Annotated in this window: 16 protein-coding genes; 7 read left to right on the forward strand and 9 right to left on the reverse strand. The window is 32.4% G+C overall.

Annotation, left to right across the window (positions count from 1 at the left end; translation table 11 throughout):
* Positions 1 to 213: 213 nt before the first annotated feature.
* The 4 genes from leuB to H527_RS22885 all read right to left on the reverse strand — a co-directional run bounded on the left by leuB (position 214) and on the right by H527_RS22885 (position 4,642).
* Positions 214 to 1,329, reverse strand: a complete 1,116-nt coding sequence (leuB, locus tag H527_RS0120795; RefSeq protein ID WP_027414421.1) for a 3-isopropylmalate dehydrogenase — start codon at positions 1,327 to 1,329, stop codon at positions 214 to 216.
* Positions 1,330 to 1,431: 102 nt separating this feature from the next.
* A complete protein-coding gene (gene leuD, locus H527_RS0120800; protein ID WP_027414422.1) occupies positions 1,432 to 2,019 on the reverse strand; it encodes a 3-isopropylmalate dehydratase small subunit in 588 nt (195 codons plus the stop codon).
* Between the two features lie 2 nt (positions 2,020 to 2,021).
* Complete coding sequence (gene leuC / locus H527_RS0120805) at positions 2,022 to 3,404, reverse strand: 3-isopropylmalate dehydratase large subunit (protein WP_027414423.1); 1,383 nt, start codon at positions 3,402 to 3,404, stop codon at positions 2,022 to 2,024.
* Positions 3,405 to 3,472: 68 nt separating this feature from the next.
* On the reverse strand, positions 3,473 to 4,642 hold the full coding sequence (locus tag H527_RS22885) for a 2-isopropylmalate synthase (protein ID WP_035089441.1): 1,170 nt from the start codon (positions 4,640 to 4,642) through the stop codon (positions 3,473 to 3,475).
* A 207-nt stretch (positions 4,643 to 4,849) separates the two neighbouring features.
* On the opposite strand from H527_RS22885, the gene H527_RS0120815 reads away from it, so the two are divergent.
* The 3 genes from H527_RS0120815 to H527_RS0120825 all read left to right on the forward strand — a co-directional run bounded on the left by H527_RS0120815 (position 4,850) and on the right by H527_RS0120825 (position 8,052).
* A complete protein-coding gene (locus H527_RS0120815; protein ID WP_027414424.1) occupies positions 4,850 to 6,394 on the forward strand; it encodes a hypothetical protein in 1,545 nt (514 codons plus the stop codon).
* 98 nt (positions 6,395 to 6,492) lie between these two features.
* Complete coding sequence (locus H527_RS0120820; protein ID WP_035089419.1) at positions 6,493 to 7,350, forward strand: DMT family transporter; 858 nt, start codon at positions 6,493 to 6,495, stop codon at positions 7,348 to 7,350.
* Between the two features lie 144 nt (positions 7,351 to 7,494).
* Positions 7,495 to 8,052, forward strand: coding sequence for a hypothetical protein (locus tag H527_RS0120825; protein ID WP_027414426.1), 558 nt, complete (start codon positions 7,495 to 7,497; stop codon positions 8,050 to 8,052).
* 58 nt (positions 8,053 to 8,110) lie between these two features.
* Here the strand turns inward: H527_RS0120825 and H527_RS0120830 are convergent, their stop codons facing one another.
* Both H527_RS0120830 and panB read right to left on the reverse strand, forming a co-directional pair.
* A complete protein-coding gene (locus H527_RS0120830; protein WP_027414427.1) occupies positions 8,111 to 8,806 on the reverse strand; it encodes an RluA family pseudouridine synthase in 696 nt (231 codons plus the stop codon).
* Positions 8,807 to 8,964: 158 nt separating this feature from the next.
* Entirely contained in the window at positions 8,965 to 9,783 is an 819-nt protein-coding gene (gene panB, locus H527_RS0120835) for a 3-methyl-2-oxobutanoate hydroxymethyltransferase (RefSeq protein WP_027414428.1), read from the reverse strand.
* 287 nt (positions 9,784 to 10,070) lie between these two features.
* Here panB and H527_RS0120840 point away from each other — a divergent pair, with 287 nt between their 5' ends.
* Entirely contained in the window at positions 10,071 to 10,553 is a 483-nt protein-coding gene (locus H527_RS0120840) for a nuclear transport factor 2 family protein (RefSeq protein ID WP_051316897.1), read from the forward strand.
* 90 nt (positions 10,554 to 10,643) lie between these two features.
* Here the strand turns inward: H527_RS0120840 and H527_RS0120845 are convergent, their stop codons facing one another.
* Positions 10,644 to 12,068, reverse strand: coding sequence for an L-serine ammonia-lyase (locus tag H527_RS0120845; protein ID WP_027414430.1), 1,425 nt, complete (start codon positions 12,066 to 12,068; stop codon positions 10,644 to 10,646).
* A 229-nt stretch (positions 12,069 to 12,297) separates the two neighbouring features.
* Here H527_RS0120845 and dnaK point away from each other — a divergent pair, with 229 nt between their 5' ends.
* From dnaK to H527_RS0120860, 3 genes are all read left to right on the forward strand, one after another.
* Positions 12,298 to 14,220 (forward strand): molecular chaperone DnaK, encoded by a 1,923-nt coding sequence (gene dnaK / locus H527_RS0120850; RefSeq protein WP_027414431.1) that lies wholly within the window; start codon positions 12,298 to 12,300, stop codon positions 14,218 to 14,220.
* Positions 14,221 to 14,537: 317 nt separating this feature from the next.
* Positions 14,538 to 15,797 carry a hypothetical protein gene (locus H527_RS0120855; protein WP_155837979.1) on the forward strand — a complete coding sequence of 420 codons (1,260 nt, stop codon included), beginning with the start codon at positions 14,538 to 14,540 and terminating at the stop codon, positions 15,795 to 15,797.
* A gap of 11 nt (positions 15,798 to 15,808) precedes the next feature.
* On the forward strand, positions 15,809 to 16,174 hold the full coding sequence (locus H527_RS0120860; RefSeq protein WP_027414433.1) for a hypothetical protein: 366 nt from the start codon (positions 15,809 to 15,811) through the stop codon (positions 16,172 to 16,174).
* Positions 16,175 to 16,268: 94 nt separating this feature from the next.
* Here H527_RS0120860 and ggt read toward each other — a convergent pair whose 3' ends face one another.
* Positions 16,269 to 17,990: a gamma-glutamyltransferase gene (ggt, locus tag H527_RS0120865; protein ID WP_027414434.1), complete on the reverse strand. Its 1,722-nt coding sequence runs from the start codon at positions 17,988 to 17,990 to the stop codon at positions 16,269 to 16,271.
* A 172-nt stretch (positions 17,991 to 18,162) separates the two neighbouring features.
* Positions 18,163 to 18,747, reverse strand: coding sequence for an acyl carrier protein phosphodiesterase (locus H527_RS0120870; protein WP_027414435.1), 585 nt, complete (start codon positions 18,745 to 18,747; stop codon positions 18,163 to 18,165).
* Between the last annotated feature and the right edge of the window lie 40 nt (positions 18,748 to 18,787).

Below are 18,787 nucleotides of genomic sequence, written 5' to 3' on the forward strand. Positions count from 1 at the left end.
TCTAGTGGAACATCAAAAGTTACTGTGGATCATTCTGGGGCTCTAGTGGAAGATCTGAAGTTACTGTGGATCATTTTGGAGCCCTAGTGGAGTATCCGAAGTTTAAATTTATATTATATTTAAATTTTTACTTTCATATTATTTACAAATTGATAAAAAAAGCAAGCAAAGACACCTCTTTGCTTGCTTTTAAACAGAATCATTAATAAAAAATTATATAATTGTAGATTGCCCTACGTGTATATTCTCAAAATTTATATTCGAATCTTCAGGATTTAAAATATAATCTGCAATAAAATCTCCAACCTTTTCTGTAGTAAGCGGGTTCGTAGAGTTTAGATCAGGAGTGGTAAGGTTTAATTCTAATGCTTTTTCTACAGCATTTCTAATAGCATTAGCTTCTCCTAATAAATTAAAATGTTCTAATAGCATTGCAGCAGATAATATTGCTGCAATTGGATTAGCTATTCCTTTACCTGTTGCTTGTGGATAAGAGCCATGAATAGGCTCAAACATACAACAAGTATTGCCAACAGATGCAGAAGCTAAAAGACCGATAGATCCACCGATAACGCTTGCCTCATCAGAAATAATATCTCCAAACATATTTTCGGTAAGAATTACATCAAACTGGCTTGGGTTTAAGATCATTTGCATAGCAGCGTTATCTACAAATAAGAAATCTAATGCAACGTCGCTATATTGTGTAGCTATTTCGGTTACTACTTTGCGCCATAAACGAGAAGACTCTAATACATTGGCTTTATCCACCAGAGTAAGTTTTTTTCTTCGTTTTTGAGCGGCTTTAAATGCCAAATGTGTGATACGTTCAATTTCTTCTTTGGAGTATTCACAAAGATCGGAAGCAACTGTACCGTCTTTACTTAATTTTTTTTCGCCAAAATAAATTCCTCCTGTTAGTTCGCGATAAATAGAAATATCGGTTCCTTCTATAATTTCGCGTTTAAGAGGAGATTTATCAATTAAGGTTTCGTATGCTTTTACAGGACGTATATTGGCATAAAGCCCAAGTTCTTTACGTAATTTTAATAATCCTTGTTCTGGTCGAACTGTTGCACTAGGATTATTATCATATTTTGGATCACCTATAGCACCAAACAATACTGCATCTGTATTAACACAAAGTTCTAAAGTTTCGTCGGGTAAAGGGTTTCCTGTTTGATCAATAGCAATAGCGCCGACTAAACCTTCTTTAAAAATAAAAGAATGATTAAAGGTGTGCGCAATTGCATCTAATGTTTTTATGGCCTGTGCGGTTACTTCTGGACCAATACCGTCTCCTGATAATACTGCGATATCTAGTTTCATAAATTTACTCTTTTTGTACACTGAGCTTGTCGAAGTGTTTTGTTATAGGATCTATTTATTTAGGCTTTGACAAACTCTGCCTGACAATTTGTATATAATTAGTTATACTCTTTCTTTTTCAAATTCTTCTATTACAGCGGTATTGCTCATAAGAAAATCGATATCATCATACCCGTTTATCATACAGGTTTTTTTATAAGGATTAATTTCAAAATCAGAGGAGGATCCGTTAGCTATAATGGTTATTTTTTGAGCTTCGAGATCTACTTCGATTGGTGTATTTGCATCTTTTTTAATTTCGGTAAATAACTCTTCTAAAAAGGCTGGAGTTACTTGTACTGGCAATACACCATTATTAAGAGAGTTTCCTTTAAAAATATCTGCAAAAAAACTAGATACTACTACTTTAAATCCATAATCATGAATAGCCCATGCAGCATGCTCTCTACTGGATCCACATCCAAAATTATCTCCTGCTACCAAAATACTGCCACTATAACTATTGTTGTTCATTACAAACTCTGTATTAGGAGTTCCGTCTTTATGATAACGCCAGTCTCTAAATAGGTTTTCTCCAAATCCATCCCGACTAGTTGCTTTTAAAAAACGTGCAGGGATAATTTGATCGGTATCTACGTTTTCTATAGATAATGGTATGGCAGAGGATCTTAGTTTTATAAACTTATCCATAATTAGTTTAATTGTTTAGTAATGTCAATAATTTTTCCTTCTATTGCTGTTGCAGCGGCTACCAGAGGGCTTGCTAATATTGTTCTAGACCCTTGTCCTTGTCTGCCTTCAAAATTTCTATTGGAGGTAGATACGCAATATTCTCCTTCTGGGATCTTATCATCGTTCATTGCCAGACAGGCAGAACAACCAGGTTGACGTAATTGAAAACCTGCTTCTTCAAAAACTTCTTTTAATCCTTCTTTTACAATTTGCTGTGCTACTTGTTGAGATCCAGGAACAAACCATGCGGTTACATTCGTAGCTTTTTTCTTTCCTTTTATATAATCGGCGGCAACTCTAAAATCTTCGATTCTACTATTGGTACAACTTCCGATAAATACATAATTGATTTTTTGATCGATAAGCGATTGCCCTTTTTCAAAATTCATATACGCTAATGATTTTTCGAAAGATGCATTGTTGTCTGTAGGTATATTTTCGGTGATTTTAATTCCCATTCCTGGATTCGTGCCATAGGTGATCATTGGTTCGATATCTTCGGCATCAAAATGATATTCTTTATCAAATGTAGCTCCATCATCGGTAGGTAAGGTTTTCCAGTATGCAACTTTTTCTTCAAATTCTTTTCCTTTGGGAGCAAATTTTCTTCCTTTAACATATTCAAAAGTGGTTTCGTCTGGAGCAATCATTCCTCCGCGTGCACCCATTTCGATACTCATATTGCAAACGGTCATACGTCCTTCCATAGACATCTCTTCAAAAACATTACCAGCATATTCGCAAAAATATCCTGTACCTGCATTAGTACCTAGTTTTGCAATTACATATAGTATTACATCTTTAGGCAAAACTCCTGCTTTTAGTTTTCCGTTTACAGTTACTCTAAGACTTTTTGGTTTTTGAAGTAGTAAACACTGACTAGCAAATACTTGTGCTACTTGGCTGGTTCCTATACCAAATGCAATGGTACCAAATGCGCCATGAGTAGAGGTGTGACTATCTCCGCAAACCATAGTCATTCCTGGTTGTGTAATTCCTAATTCTGGTGCCATTACATGTACAATACCATTATACTTATGACCTAGTTCATATAGGGTTATTCCGTTTTTTTGACAATTTTTGGTTAATTGTTCTAATTGATTTCGGGATAGGGCATCTTTAACAGGCAGATGTTGATTTTCTGTAGGGGTGTTATGATCTGCAGTAGCAACAATTTGATCTGGTCTAAAAACAGGGATTCCTCGCTGTTCTAACTCACCAAATGCTTGAGGGCTGGTAACCTCATGTATTAAATGTTTGTCTATATATAATATTTGTGGACCGTTTTGTATCTCTTTGACTACATGTGCATCCCATACTTTGTCAAATAAAGTTTTCTTCATAAGGTACTATTATTAGACCTTCAGGTTTTTTAAAATTTCTGAAGGTCTTTTTTTTTTAGTATATATTTTTATGCTACAGCAGCAGCTACATTTGTGTTTTTCATGATTTGATGAATATCTTCATCAATAACTTCTTTTTTACGATCAGCAAATTTCAAAAATTCAGAATAAACATCGTCTAATTGAAGCTTAGATAATTCATACCCAACTTTTTTGGCTCTATAAGCTAAAGCAGCTCTACCACTTCTTGCGGTAAGAACTATTGCCGACTCAGTAACTCCTACTTCTTCTGGATCTATAATTTCATAAGTTTCTCTGTTTTTAATAACCCCATCTTGGTGTATTCCAGAACTATGGGCAAAGGCATTAGCACCAACAATTGCTTTGTTTGGCTGTACAAACATCCCCATGTGGTCAGAAACCATTTGGCTTGTTTTATATAATAATCTAGAATCAATATCTGTATTTAAATTTAAGTAAGGATGTTGTTTCATGATCATTACAATTTCTTCGAGAGCAGTATTACCTGCGCGTTCTCCGATACCATTGATGGTACATTCAATTTGTCTTGCACCATTTATTGCTCCAGCCATGGAGTTTGCTGTAGCCAATCCTAAATCATTATGACAATGACAAGAAATGATTACATTATCTATACCTTTTACATTTTCTTTTAAAAACCTTATTTTGGCACCGTATTCTTCTGGTAAGCAATATCCAGTTGTATCTGGAATATTAAGTACAGTAGCTCCGGCTTTTATCATAGCTTCGCATACACGTGCTAAGTACTCATTATCAGTACGGCCAGCATCTTCAGCAAAAAACTCTACATCCTCAACAAAGGATTTAGCGTATTTAACAGCTGCAACTCCTTTTTCTATTACTTTATCTCTGGTAGAATTAAATTTATATTTAATATGAGAGTCTGAGGTACCAATACCAGTATGAATTCTAGGTCTTTTAGCATAACTTAGAGCTTCAGCAGCAACTTTAATATCCTTTTCTACAGCCCTTGTTAATCCGCAAACGGTTGCATTTTTAACAATTTTAGCTATTTCACTAACAGAGGTAAAATCTCCAGGACTCGAAACAGGGAATCCAGCTTCAATAACATCTACGCCTAGGAGATCTAGTTGTTCTGCAATTACTAATTTTTGTTGTGTATTTAGTTTGCAACCAGGGACCTGCTCTCCGTCTCTTAAGGTAGTGTCGAATATTTGAACTTTATTATTACTCATAGGGATACAGTGAATTATTACTTTTAGTATCTTTAAAAAATATCCTCTTTTAAAAATATTATTAAAAGAAGTTTCTTTAATCTATTACGAATTTATATTTTGGGAATTCAAAAAGGAAGTATTTAGTAAAGGGTTTTACAATGTTGAAGTCTTTTAATTTATACGTAAACATCTTTTAATCAAATAATTATAATATATTTTCTTACAATGACTAATGATCAAAAAGATCCTTTGTTTGTTTTAGTAAAATCTCTTTCTAAGTCAGAAAAGAGACAATTTAAAGTATATGTTGGACGATTGGGAGTCAATACGGATTCTAAATTCCTGGCTCTTTTTAATCATTTAGATAAAAGTGATAGCTTAGATGAAGACATTATCGTTTCTAAGGGAATTGTAAAAAAACAGCAACTTTCTAATCTTAAAGCACATTTATATAAACAGATATTAATTAGCCTTAGATTGAGCCCTTTACATCAAAACATACGATCTCAAATACGAGAACAATTAGATTTTGCTTCTATTTTATATCATAAAGGACTATATAAGCAAAGTCTAAAAATATTAGAAAAAGCTAAAGCACTGGCTACAGAAAATGAAGAACATAATATTGCTTATGAGGTTGTAGAACTCGAAAAAGTTATAGAAACACAATATATAACCAGAAGTATTAGTAGTAGGGCAGATGAGTTAACTATTGAAGCCAAAACATTAAGCATAAAAAATGTACTCACCAGTAAGTTATCTAATCTATCTTTGCAGTTATACGGGTTAATGCTAAAAAGTGGTTATGTACGTAATGATAAAGAACATACTGTAATCACAAACTATTTTTATAATAAGTTACCTAAGTACGAGTGGAGTATGCTTGGTTTTAGAGAAAAACTTTGGTTGTATAAAGCGCATTTATGGTACAGTTTTATTGTTCAGGATTTTTTATCCTGTTATAAATATTCTAAAAAATGGGTAGATCTTTTTTATGAGTATCCTAAAATGATAAATCAAAACCCTGTATTTTTTCTTAGAGGAAATCATTATTTATTAGAATCGCTGTATTTGATTAAAGATGAAACTCAGGTAAAATCAACATTAGCACAATTTGAAGAAATAATTACATCAGAAACTTTTCCTAAAGATGATAATATTGATGTTTTATCTTTTCAATTTATTTTTAATAATAAACTGAATGTACATTTTTTAGAGGGGAGTTTTGCCGAGGGAGAGTATTTGGTAGAGGAAATACTTAAAGGAATTTCAGAATACAAAAATCGCTTAGACGATCACCACATTATGGTGCTTTACTATAAAATTGGCTGCCTTTATTTTGGTATGGCAAATCATAAAAAATGTATAGAGTATTTAGAAAAGATCATCAATAATAAATCTCTAAAGATGCGAGAAGATTTAATGTGTTTTTCTAGAGTATTAAGCTTAGTTGCCCATTATGAAGCAGGTAAGGATTATCATTTAGAAATTCAATTAAAAGAAACGTATCGGTTTTTAATTAAAATGGACGATTTGCATGAAGTGCAAAAAGAAATGATCAAATTTCTTAAAAATTTGGGCGATATTTTTCCGCATCAAATTAAAGATGAATTTAAAAAACTGTACAAAAGATTAAAACAATATGAGAATCATCCTTACGAAAAAAGAGCCTTTTTATATTTAGATATACTTTCTTGGTTAGAGAGCAATATAGAGAATAGACCTGTTGCAGATATTATAAAAGAAAAATCCAGAAAACAAGTTAGATAAAGCACCTATCTTGCAGTCATTTTTCATGAAAATAAAACGAAACTGTAAACAGTGAATACTTAAATGATTTCAGATTTTTGTATTTGGAAATATATAATATGCAGAAAAACTTACATTTTAGAAATATTCTTGAGCTAAATTTCGCGATGCTTCTTATTAGTACTTCGGGAGCATTAGGAAGATACATAGACATGCCCGTACCTGTAATCATTTGTTTTAGAGCAATATTAGCAGGGATATTATTATTTGTTTTCTGCAGATGGCGAAAAATTTCTTTTAGAACAAGTAGTAAAGACAGACCCACAATTATATTAAGTGGAGTTCTAATGGGATTGCATTGGATTACTTATTTCTATGCTTTAAAATTATCTAATGTAGCTATAGGTATGCTTTCTATATTCACATACCCGGTTATAACAGCTTTGTTAGAACCTATAGTGTTAAAAACTAAATTTCAGAAAGCACATTTATTATTAGGGTTACTAGTATTACTTGGTATTTATTTTTTAGTTCCGGATTTGGATTTTAGCCATAGTTATACCAAAGCAGTGGTTTTGGGAGTTATTTCTGCTTTGTGTTATTCTTTAAGAAACCTTATAATGAAAACAAAGGTAGGGGAGTATAATGGCTCTGTATTAATGTGGTATCAATTAATTGTTGTTAGTATTTTGTTATTACCATTTTTGTTTATAATGAAAAGTTCTGGTATAACACAACAATGGTTTCCTATGTTGATCTTAGCATTTTTAACAACAGCTATTGGGCATACCCTATTTTTAGTCAGTTTTAAAAGGTTTTCGATAACTACAGCAAGTATTATCAGTGGTATGCAACCTGTATATGGAATTATTATAGCAATAATTTTTTTGAATGAAATACCTGTTTTTTCTACTATTATAGGTGGAGTTTTAATTCTTACCTCAGTAATAATTGAAAGTGTGCGTACTTATCGTTGATTTAAATGATAGATCTATGTTATTGTTATTGAGTAGATTAAATTCTGTGTATTTTCCTTTTTTAAAAATCAAAAAATAAACACTACATTCGTATTGTTTTTTAAGAGAAAATTAACATTATTAATTTCAAATCCAATACCCTTTATGAAGACTAAATTTTTAAGTGTTTTATTTTTATTTACTTTACTATTCACTTCTTGTTCAGGTGATGATGATGCCGGAAAACCAGATACTGGAGGTGAAACAGAAGTAACATTAGTTACATACTCTGATATAGAATTTTCATTAACAGATTCTAGCAATACGAATGGTCGTGTTTTTTCTACTTCCTCTGGAAAAGTTTATAAAGATTCTGAAATTAATGCTGAAAATGCTGAAATTATAGATATAGTATCCGCAACCAGCCAGGCTTTTATAGCATTTGATAGCCCGCATAAAGCAACAGACCCTACTATTGTAGGAGCAAGAATAACCAAGTATCAGCCTACAGGAGTGTCTTTAACAGCAGCAGATTTTGATGCCATGACAGATGATAGTAAGTTAAAATCATTGATTATAGTAGATGATAACGAAACTATAAGTATTTCTGATTATGAAAATAAGATTGTTCTTTTTGAAAATGCAAGTGGAAAAAAAGGAGCTATTAAATTAAAAGCTTTAAATGCTAATAGATTATTGGTAGATATTAAAGTAATTAAGTAAGATTATTTTTTTAGAACAAATATATAAAGACCTTATGAATGTATTTCGTAAGGTTTTTTTAACTGCAATCATTCCATACTGGATCTATAGGAAGAGGAGCAATAATAGATAGTTGTTCTTTTTTTACAGGGTGAATAAAAGATAATTTTCTGGCATGTAAATGAATACTTCCATCTTTATTACTACGATCTGCACCATATTTTAAATCTCCTTTAATAATACATCCAATACTAGAAAGCTGTGATCTTATTTGGTGATGACGACCTGTATGTAAATCAATTTCCAGTAAATAATAATTATCTAATTTTTTAAGTAACTTATATTCTAAAACAGCCTTTTTACTATCAGGAACCTCGTTAGTATAGGCATAGGATTTATTTTGTTTGGTATTGCGTTTTAACCAGTGTGTTAAGGTGTCTTGTTTTTTTGGAGGAGGGTTTTTAACGACTGTCCAGTATGTTTTTTTAGCGTCTTTATTGGCAAATAAGGCATTGAGTCGGGGTAGTGCTTTACTTGTTCGGGCAAATACTACAATACCGCTTGTAGGGCGATCTAGTCTGTGTACTACACCAAGATAAACAGCACCTGGTTTATTGTACTTTTTAGCAATATAAGCTTTCACAATTTCGCTGAGAGGAGTATCTCCAGTTTTATCTCCTTGTACAATGTCTCCTGGGCGTTTGTTTACTATGATAATATGATTATCCTCATAAAGAACCTGAAGGTTAGATGTATTTGAAATGATTTTTGACATTCTGGACTTTTAGATCGATTGATGGATAAACCTAAATTTTTAGACTCTCTAAATGTAGAAGAGATGACATGAATCTTAGAACTGCACAGGTGTTTTTTCATAATTCAGCACCCAAAAATTCATATATGTTTTTATATAATAATCTAAATTCTCATAAATTAATACTGCTCATTATCATTAGGGAAATCTACAGTTTTAACATCGGTAACATATTGTTTAAAGGCATTAGTCATTTCAGAATACAGATCTAAATAACGTCTTAAAAACCTTGGATGAAATTCATGGGTCATCCCAATCATGTCATGCGTAACTAATACCTGACCATCCACACCATTTCCTGCTCCGATACCAATAATTGGTATACTAACACTCTCTGCAACTTCTTTAGCTAATTTAGCAGGAACTTTTTCTAAAACAATAGCAAAACACCCTGCTTTTTCTAACATTAGAGCATCTTCTTTTAACTTTTTTGCTTCTTCTTCTTCTTTAGCACGAACAGTATAGGTTCCAAATTTATAAATAGATTGCGGAGTAAGGCCAAGATGCCCCATAACAGGAATCCCTGCATGCAAAATTCGTTTAACCGATTCTTTTACTTCTTTTCCTCCTTCAAGCTTCACCGCATGACCTCCAGACTCTTTCATAATACGAATAGCAGAACGTAAAGCTTCTTTTGGATCACTTTGATAACTACCAAACGGTAGATCTACAACTACTAATGCACGATCTATTGCACGAATTACCGAAGAAGCATGATATATCATTTGATCTAATGTAATAGGTAAAGTAGTTTCATGACCAGCCATTACATTAGAGGCAGAATCTCCAACAAGAATGACATCTACTCCCGCACCATCTACGATTTTTGCCATGGTGTAATCATAAGCGGTAAGCATAGATATTTTTTCCTTATTGGCTTTCATCTCTACAAGAGATTTTACAGTAACACGCTTATAATCTTTTTTTGCTGTAGACATTTCTAATTGTTTTAGGTTTGTAAAAGTAAACAATTACATATATGGTAACAAACGTAATTTATTTTTGATTTCCTTTTATTTTGTTTATGTATAGTATTCCTACTTTGTTATTTTAGAATTAAAAATACATCCATCCCAACCTTCTTTCAAAGGAAGGAGTAAAAGTCTTCCTTTAAAGGGAGATTTAGAGGAAGTTAGTAGTAAACCTAAAAATCAAATAAAAGCATATATAAGATGACAAGGTAGGATTAAATATTTTATTTTTATAGATACTAAAATTAGTAAAGATGATGTATAAAGTACCTTTTTATATAGCTCTATTTTTTTCGTTAGCTGTTTTTTCTCAGGAAACACTTTCAAATAAGGAGCTTAGTAACCACAAAGAAGAAGTTAAACAAACTATTTTAAATTTTTTTGAAGGTTTTCATAAAGCAGATACGGTTAAGATGAAAAATGTTATGGATCAAAACATTACGATTTTGACAGTAACGAAAAATAAAGAAGGTAGATTCGAAACTATTAAAATAGCACCACAAAATTTTTTAAAAACGATAAAAAGCAGACCTGAAGATCAAAAATGGGAGGAAAAATTATTGTCTTTTAAGATTGAGACCAATAAAGATATAGCAAATGTTTGGACTCCATATGAGTTTTATTTAAACGATACATTTAGTCATTGCGGGGTTAATGTTTTTCAATTATTTAACGATGGTACTACATGGAAAATAATAGCTATAGCAGATACTCGAAATAAAGAAGAGTGTAAGTAGATATTAGATTTATTAAATTTTAATTATGTGAGAGATATAATATACAGGTTGAATACTCTCTCACATAATTAAAAATAGAATACTTTAGCATTAGCAATCGCTTAAACTTACTTTTACTGCCAAACCACCTTCACTGGTTTCTTTATATTTAGTATTCATATCTTTTGCAGTTTCCCACATCGTTTCGATTACTTTATCTAAGGGCACTTTTGCATTTGCGGCATCTGTATCCAGAGCCATTTCGCAAGCATTAATAGCTTTTATTGCTCCCATAGCATTACGTTCTATACAAGGTATTTGAACTAGACCAGCTATTGGATCACAAGTTAGTCCTAAATGATGCTCCATTGCAATTTCACTAGCCATTAATACTTGTTCTGGAGTACCCCCCATAAGTTCTGTAAGTGCTCCTGCAGCCATGGCAGAAGAAACACCAATCTCTGCCTGACAACCACCCATTGCGGCAGAAATAGTAGCTCCTTTTTTGAAAAGGCTGCCAATTTCTCCTGCAACTAGCATAAACTGTTTAATATCGTCAAAATTAGCATCATGATTTTCTATAACCATATAATACATCATTACAGCAGGAATAACTCCAGCACTTCCGTTTGTGGGAGCAGTAACTACTCTTCCCAAAGATGCGTTTACTTCATTTACTGCCAAAGCAAAACAAGAAACCCATTTAAGGATTTGACGAAATTTAACTTCGGTATTTCGAATCGCTTCAATCCATTCGGTTGGATTACTGTAGGAAGCAGAATTTATTAAATTTTTATGAGAGTCGTATGCTCGTCTTCTTACATTAAGCCCACCAGGTAAAGTTCCTTCAGTATGACAACCAGTATACATAGATTCTAGCATTACATTCCATATCTGGGCAATTCTTTCATCAATTTCTGCATCGCTTCTTAGGGAGCGTTCATTTTCTAAAACAATTTCCGATACTTTTTTATTGTTAGTAATACAATATGTCAAAAGATCCGTTCCTTTTTGAATAGGCATAGGGAACTCCTTAAACTCCTCTAATTTCTTTTTCTTTCTATTACGTTCTTCTTTTACTACAAAACCACCACCAATAGAATAAAAAGAAGAAGATATTTTTTTACCGTTTTTAAGGGTAGCATGAAAAGTCATACCATTAGGATGAAACTCTTTAAACTCTCTATTAAAAATGATTTGTGTTTTTGGATCAAAAGAGACTTCTGTTTCGTTGTTTAATAGTATTTTTTTAGAAACGCTGATATTTTCAATAATAGAGTCAATAGAAGAAACATCGATAGTTTGAGGATCGTAACCACATAATCCTAAAATCACTGCTATATCAGTAGCATGACCTTTTCCTGTAAGGGATAAAGAGCCAAAAAGATCTATAGTAATCGTGGTAACATCAGCAAAGTTTTTCTTTTCTTTTAGTTCTGCTATCCAACGTCTTCCTGCTCGCCAAGGACCTAATGTGTGTGAACTAGAGGGGCCTACGCCTATCTTAAGCATATCAAAAATACTGATACATTCCATAATTGATAATTATTGATAAAATTTCGGTGGTAAATATAGCTTTTTGGTAACAAAAAAACTTATTTTTTGAAGTATACTTAAAAGCTGTTTTTTGTTTTGTATTGGTAATTTAATAATCGATGTTCAAAAATATAAATATGACAACCTGTCATATAGATGGTAATGGCATAATCATTGACCTTACAGCAATAAAATATTAAGAATAACCGTATAACAATTTAGTATAAAGATGAGTAAAATAATAGGAATAGACTTAGGGACAACCAACTCTTGTGTTTCTGTAATGGAAGGTAATGAGCCTGTAGTAATCCCTAATGCCGAAGGTAAAAGAACAACCCCTTCTGTGATTGCTTTTGTAGAAGGTGGAGAAATTAAGGTTGGAGACCCTGCAAAGCGTCAGGCGGTTACAAATCCAACTAAAACCATTTCTTCTATTAAAAGATTTATGGGAAATAAATTTTCTGAATCTTCTAAAGAGGCAGAAAGAGCAGCTTACAAGGTTGTAAAAGGAGATAATGATACTCCTCGAGTAGACATTGATGGACGTTTATATACGCCACAAGAATTATCTGCAATGACACTTCAAAAAATGAAGAAAACAGCAGAAGATTATCTTGGTCAGGATGTAACTAGAGCGGTAATCACTGTACCTGCATACTTTAATGATGCACAACGCCAAGCTACTAAAGAAGCTGGAGAGATCGCTGGTCTTAAAGTAGAAAGAATTATCAATGAACCTACAGCTGCAGCACTAGCATATGGTTTGGATAAAAAAGGAACAGACCAAAAAATAGTAGTATTTGATTTTGGAGGAGGAACACATGATGTATCTATCTTAGAATTAGGAGATGGAGTATTTGAAGTATTGTCTACAGATGGAGATACACATTTAGGTGGAGACGATGTAGATCAAAAAATAATTGATTGGTTAGCAGAAGAGTTTAAGAGTGAAGAAGATATGGATTTACGTAAAGATCCAATGGCTTTACAACGTCTTAAAGAAGCTGCTGAAAAAGCTAAAATCGAATTATCATCTTCTGCACAAACAGAAATTAATTTACCATATGTTACTGCTACTGCTAGTGGCCCAAAACACTTGGTAAGAACATTGACCAAAGCAAAATTTGATCAATTAATTGATGATTTAGTAAAACGTACTATAGAGCCTTGTCGTACAGCGCTTAAAGCAGCTGGATTATCTACTAGTGATATCGATGAGATTATATTAGTAGGAGGTTCTACACGTATTCCGGCAGTACAGGAAGCTGTAGAAAAATTCTTTGGTAAATCTCCTAGTAAAGGAGTAAACCCTGATGAAGTTGTTGCTGTAGGAGCTGCAATTCAAGGTGGAGTATTAACAGGAGATGTTAAAGATGTATTGTTATTAGATGTAACACCACTATCTCTTGGTATCGAAACTATGGGTAATGTAATGACTAAGCTTATCGAGGCTAACACTACGATCCCTACCAAAAAATCACAAGTATTTTCTACCGCAGCAGATAATCAGCCATCTGTAGAAATCCATGTGCTACAAGGAGAACGCCCTATGGCAGCAGATAACAAAACAATTGGTCGTTTTCACTTAGATGGTATTCCACCAGCACAAAGAGGAACACCACAAATCGAAGTTACTTTTGATATCGATGCCAATGGTATAATCAAAGTGTCAGCTACAGATAAAGCTACTAATAAAACTCAGGATATTCGTATCGAAGCTTCTTCAGGATTAACAGAAGAAGAAATTGAGAAAATGAAGAAAGAAGCTGAGGCAAATGCAGACGCAGATAAAGCAGCAAAAGAAACTGCAGATAAGCTTAATGAAGCTGATGGTATGATTTTCCAAACAGAAAAGCAACTTAAAGAATTTGGAGATAAAATATCTGAGGATAAGAAAAAACCAGTTGAAGAAGCTTTAGAAGAACTGAAAAAAGCATACGAATCTAAAGATCTTGCTATAATTCAACCAGCTCTAGATAAAATCAATGAAGCATGGAAAGTAGCTAGTGAAGAGATGTATAAAGCTCAAGCAGAAGAAGCACAAAAAGCTGGACAGCCTGGACCAGACGGAGCAGGAGCAGAACAAGCTTCTGGAGATGGTAATGCAGAAGGAAGTGATGTAGAAGATGTTGACTTTGAAGAAGTGAAATAATCTTAAATTATATACCTATAGAAAAAAGCAGATGGCATGTAAGTCATCTGCTTTTTTGGTTTAAGTACTAATTCGCAAATATTGCTTTGAGATTGTTGATTCAATTTTACATTATAATGATAAACAAGTAAAGAATGTTCTAAAAATGAATGTTTTAAGATATTATGTGATATATAAGTGTATGCTGAGAAATAAGTAAAAAGAATTGGGCTTTAAATTTTAAATTATGAAAAAAAAGGGGAAAATACCCTTTAAATGGTATTTTCAATCTGCTTAAATTTGATTAGTTTTAACAAATAAACCTATAATCAAAAAACATGAAACATTCTTTACTTTTCATCTCATTGTTATTTCTTGTTCAGTTTACTATGGCTCAAAATATAGAGACAACAGTAATTACTATAGATTTGTCCAGACCAGAAAAGAATAGTGTTAAGCATTCAGATGGTTTAAACAAGTTAGTTGTAAAAAACAGACATCTACTAGCTATTAGCTTAGAAAACGGTAATCCCTTTAAATATACCTACAAATTGACCTATCAGAATATTAGCTTGTTTGATTCGGATAATTTTCAATTTAAAGAAGAGGAAAAAGGGGATGATAAAAGAACTGGATTAATTTCAAAGGGGCTCAAAGATATAGACACAATACAAAAAATAGATTTAAGTAAAAAGGAAAACGTTGTAAGCGAACTAAATCTATTAAAATCTGATGTAGATAAATTTGGACTAGATTTAGATGATTTTATTTTGAAAATTTCATTAGTAGATAATTTAGATATAGAAAAGTTTAAAAAAGAAAGAACAAAAAAAATCAACAAATTTAATACCTTAAATTTGTATAGTGCTTTGATTGAAAATGCAATAGAAAAGTTGAAAATTGTAGAGCCTGCTATTTTAGAAAAATTAAAAAACGTTAAATCTTCATTAGAAGAAAATCAAACAAAATTAGCTAAGACGAATAAGATAGACTCTAATGCATACATACTACCAATAGACATTAATGGAGATAATGTTGATTATGTAGAAATTACATTAGAAAGAATTGATAAAAGTAACCCTACAACTCCCGAGATTTATAAATATAAAATATGGATAAGAGGAGGACTTAAAATTGATGTTAGCGCAGGTACTTACATAACTTCATTATTTGATGCTCAATATTCCACTACTACAACAACCGATGCAAATGGTAATACGGTAAATAACTCTACAATAACCAAAGACGACGCAGGTAACTATGATTTTGGATTTGGAGCAATGGTAAACATATCTTTACGAGGAGGCTCTTGGATAAGACCTACAATTAATTTTGGGACACTATTAACTTCTAATCAAAAGTTTCAAATATTAGCTGGTGGTGGTTTTATTTTAGGAAAAAATGAAAGATGGATTATACACGGTGGATTATCCATGGGGCGAATTAGTGAAATTAAAAATACTTTTGTTGCAGATGGTACTACCGAATATGATTTAGGACAAGGTGCTAATGTACCAACTACAAACAAATTTAAATTTGGACATTTTTTTGGAGTATCCTACAATTTCGGAAAACAAAAGAAAAACAAAAACCCATAATCCTTAGTAATATGAAATATTTTTTTTTAATTCTTAGCTTTTCAGTATGTACTCTAAGTTATTCTCAGTCTAATAAATACTACTCAGAGTATCAGATATTGAGTGGTGATGAGTTTTATGACGAGTATTCTATAAAAATTAATGGACAAGAGAGTATAATAATTGAAGATGATTCTGGAATCTTTAAAAACTTTAGTATAATTAGTAGTAACGGAAATCAAGAATATAGGTTAATGTCGCTATTAGATACCTATACCTTTAGGATTTTCCCTTCAGAAGGAAGAAATTCACAAGGCTTTATATATAATTACATAATTGAAATAGTAAATGAAAATGAAAACCAAGATGAGTTTTATACTTTTTATGTAAAGAGATAATTATGTATAACAATCATTGTTATCTAGTTACAGTTATAAAAAAAACTTTCTTTATAAAGCAATACCATATTATAAAACGTAACAAGTAGATCTATTAAAAACCAATAGCGGTATCGTCTCCTCTTTTATCCGCACCACCTTCTAGTCTACCATCGGGTAATACAAGAATACCATCTACTATTCCAATGATTTTAGAGGTTTCTTGGTTGATTTTATATCCTTTTTGTTTTAAGCTGTCGATCAAGCTAGTACTAAATGATTCTGGTTCAAAAACTACCACGTCTGGCAACCACTGGTGATGAAAACGGGGGGCATTAACCGCATCCTGCATAGTCATACCAAACTCTTTTACATTCAAAATGGTTTGTAATACAGAGGTTATAATGGTCGATCCGCCAGGAGTACCTACAGACATCCATAGTTTTCCGTCTTTTTCAACTATAGTAGGAGTCATAGAGCTTAACATCCTTTTTTCTGGAGCAATAGCATTAGCTTCTGCACCAATTAATCCAAACATATTTGGAGTACCGGGTTTCGCACTAAAATCATCCATTTCATTATTAAGGAAGGTACCAATTTCTGGCACATATAACTTAGAGCCATAGGCTCCGTTAAGGGTTATAGTTGCAGAAATAGCATTGCCAAAAGAATCTACAATAGAGTAGTGGGTAGTTTCGTCGCTTTCGTAACCAGAAATCATTCCGCAATTAATATCTGAGGATAGAGTAGCTTTATCAAAACTAAAATCTCTCATTCTATACGAAAGATATTCTTTACTAATTAACGTGTCTAAAGGAATATTTACAAAGTCGGGATCCCCTAGATAAAAACCACGATCTGCATAAGCTCTTCTTTCTGCTTCTGTAATAACTTGAATAGTTTTAAGGGAGTTATGCCCATATTGTTTTAGGTCATATGGCTCTATCATTTTCATGATTTGGGCAAGACATACGCCACCACTAGATGGGGGAGACATCGATATAACAGAAAGCCCTTTATATTCAAAACGTACAGGGTTACGCCATTTTACTTCGTATTTAGACAGATCCTCCATAGTTATTATTCCTCCTTTGGATTGTATTCGCTCCACCAACTTTCTCCCTGTTTCTCCAGTATAAAATTCAGAAGCACCATTTTTAATAATACGTTTAAGAGTTTCTGCCAGTTTCTCATTTTTTAAAGTGTCTCCTGCTTTATAATTTTTTGCAAAAAGAATAGTATCTTGATTGACTTCGAGAAACAACTCTTTGTATTGATCAAATCGTTTTTTTTGTTTTTCCGTAATAACAAAACCTTTATTAGCTAATGCAACCACAGGATTTAAAATATCTTCGATAGGCAGAGAGCCCAATTTTTTATGTACAGCAAAGATTCCTGCAATGGTACCAGGCACGCCAATTGCCATAGCGCCTAATTGACTTTTTTCGGGTATTGGATTACCATTTTCATCCAGATACATATCTTTGGTTGCTGCCAAAGGGGCTTTTTCTCTAAAATCTATTGCTCCCACCTCTCCATTTACTTTTCTGTATACCATAAAACCACCACCTCCCAGACTTCCTGCAAATGGATATGTTACAGCTAGAGCCATTTCTGTACCAACCATAGCATCAAAGGCATTACCTCCTTTTTTAAGGATATCTGCACCAATTTTTGAAGCTTCTTCTCTGGCAGAAACTACCATTGCCTTTTGAGTAATAAGACCAGTAACAGGAGTAACTTCTGTTTTTAATTTGGATTTGGTATTGGTTTTACAAGAAAAGCTAAACGTTAATAAAAGTGCATAAAATAAGGGTTTGGTAAAATGTATTTTCATCTATTTAGAGATTTACAAGCGATTGATTGTTAGTTTTAGTCCACATTTTGGAGTTTAATTCTCCAAAGCTTGTCTAAGGAAACAAAATATATTTTTTCAGAAACATACATCGTGATGTTTGTTTCAAAGTTATTACTTTTTGGTACTTAATTAAATGCCCATTATGAGCTTTTTATAGTAACCTTATTTCATTTTTTGTATATAATTCTAGTTCTTCAAAAAAAGACCGAAACTCTTTACCAAAATCATCATAGTATTTTTCAAGTTCTATAACCGCAAAATTCATTTTAGATCTATTTTTTGTTCTTCGATTCATTTGATATAAAATAGTACCAATACCTTGGATAGATGCATAACTTAAAAGCCAGTTATCTTTAATCATATAGGGCATAAAATTCTGAATTCGTTTAGGCAAAATTTCATAATATTCCTGTAGTAGTGTATAGAAAGAAGAAATATATTCCTCTAGAGGTGTATTAGAGTATTCTTTCCAATTGGCAGCTAAAAAATGATCATAAAGGATATCTACAATAACGGTACTGTAGTGACTATATTTAGGAAATAACCGAGATACACTTTTTTTTACAATAGGATGGCTATCTGTATAGGAGTCGATTTTGCGATGTAGCATAATTCCTTTTTGCACTCCATCTGGATATTGTAGATATGCTTTTCCTTTAACAGAATCGGCAATGAAATTTCCTATAGTAAGTTCTGGATCCTCTCCAGAGAGGTAAATATGGGCTAAAAAATTCATTGGGTTAAAATACGATTTTTTCAATATTAATATCGATTAA

The organism is Aquimarina muelleri DSM 19832, assembly GCF_000430665.1.
Lineage (GTDB): Bacteria > Bacteroidota > Bacteroidia > Flavobacteriales > Flavobacteriaceae > Aquimarina > Aquimarina muelleri.

What these genes read in the sequence shown, in the direction of transcription:
- leuD (WP_027414422.1), bottom strand. Translation starts at nt 2,019, where the DNA reads ATGGATAAGTTTATAAAACTAAGATCCTCTGCCATACCATTATCTATA.
- dnaK (WP_027414431.1), top strand. Translation starts at nt 12,298, where the DNA reads ATGAGTAAAATAATAGGAATAGACTTAGGGACAACCAACTCTTGTGTT.
- leuC (WP_027414423.1), bottom strand. Translation starts at nt 3,404, where the DNA reads ATGAAGAAAACTTTATTTGACAAAGTATGGGATGCACATGTAGTCAAA.
- leuB (WP_027414421.1), bottom strand. Translation starts at nt 1,329, where the DNA reads ATGAAACTAGATATCGCAGTATTATCAGGAGACGGTATTGGTCCAGAA.
- H527_RS0120830 (WP_027414427.1), bottom strand. Translation starts at nt 8,806, where the DNA reads ATGTCAAAAATCATTTCAAATACATCTAACCTTCAGGTTCTTTATGAG.
- H527_RS0120860 (WP_027414433.1), top strand. Translation starts at nt 15,809, where the DNA reads ATGAAATATTTTTTTTTAATTCTTAGCTTTTCAGTATGTACTCTAAGT.
- H527_RS0120870 (WP_027414435.1), bottom strand. Translation starts at nt 18,747, where the DNA reads ATGAATTTTTTAGCCCATATTTACCTCTCTGGAGAGGATCCAGAACTT.
- H527_RS0120815 (WP_027414424.1), top strand. Translation starts at nt 4,850, where the DNA reads ATGACTAATGATCAAAAAGATCCTTTGTTTGTTTTAGTAAAATCTCTT.
- H527_RS22885 (WP_035089441.1), bottom strand. Translation starts at nt 4,642, where the DNA reads ATGAGTAATAATAAAGTTCAAATATTCGACACTACCTTAAGAGACGGA.
- H527_RS0120855 (WP_155837979.1), top strand. Translation starts at nt 14,538, where the DNA reads ATGAAACATTCTTTACTTTTCATCTCATTGTTATTTCTTGTTCAGTTT.
- ggt (WP_027414434.1), bottom strand. Translation starts at nt 17,990, where the DNA reads ATGAAAATACATTTTACCAAACCCTTATTTTATGCACTTTTATTAACG.
- H527_RS0120845 (WP_027414430.1), bottom strand. Translation starts at nt 12,068, where the DNA reads ATGGAATGTATCAGTATTTTTGATATGCTTAAGATAGGCGTAGGCCCC.
- H527_RS0120825 (WP_027414426.1), top strand. Translation starts at nt 7,495, where the DNA reads ATGAAGACTAAATTTTTAAGTGTTTTATTTTTATTTACTTTACTATTC.
- H527_RS0120820 (WP_035089419.1), top strand. Translation starts at nt 6,493, where the DNA reads ATGCAGAAAAACTTACATTTTAGAAATATTCTTGAGCTAAATTTCGCG.
- H527_RS0120840 (WP_051316897.1), top strand. Translation starts at nt 10,071, where the DNA reads ATGATGTATAAAGTACCTTTTTATATAGCTCTATTTTTTTCGTTAGCT.
- panB (WP_027414428.1), bottom strand. Translation starts at nt 9,783, where the DNA reads ATGTCTACAGCAAAAAAAGATTATAAGCGTGTTACTGTAAAATCTCTT.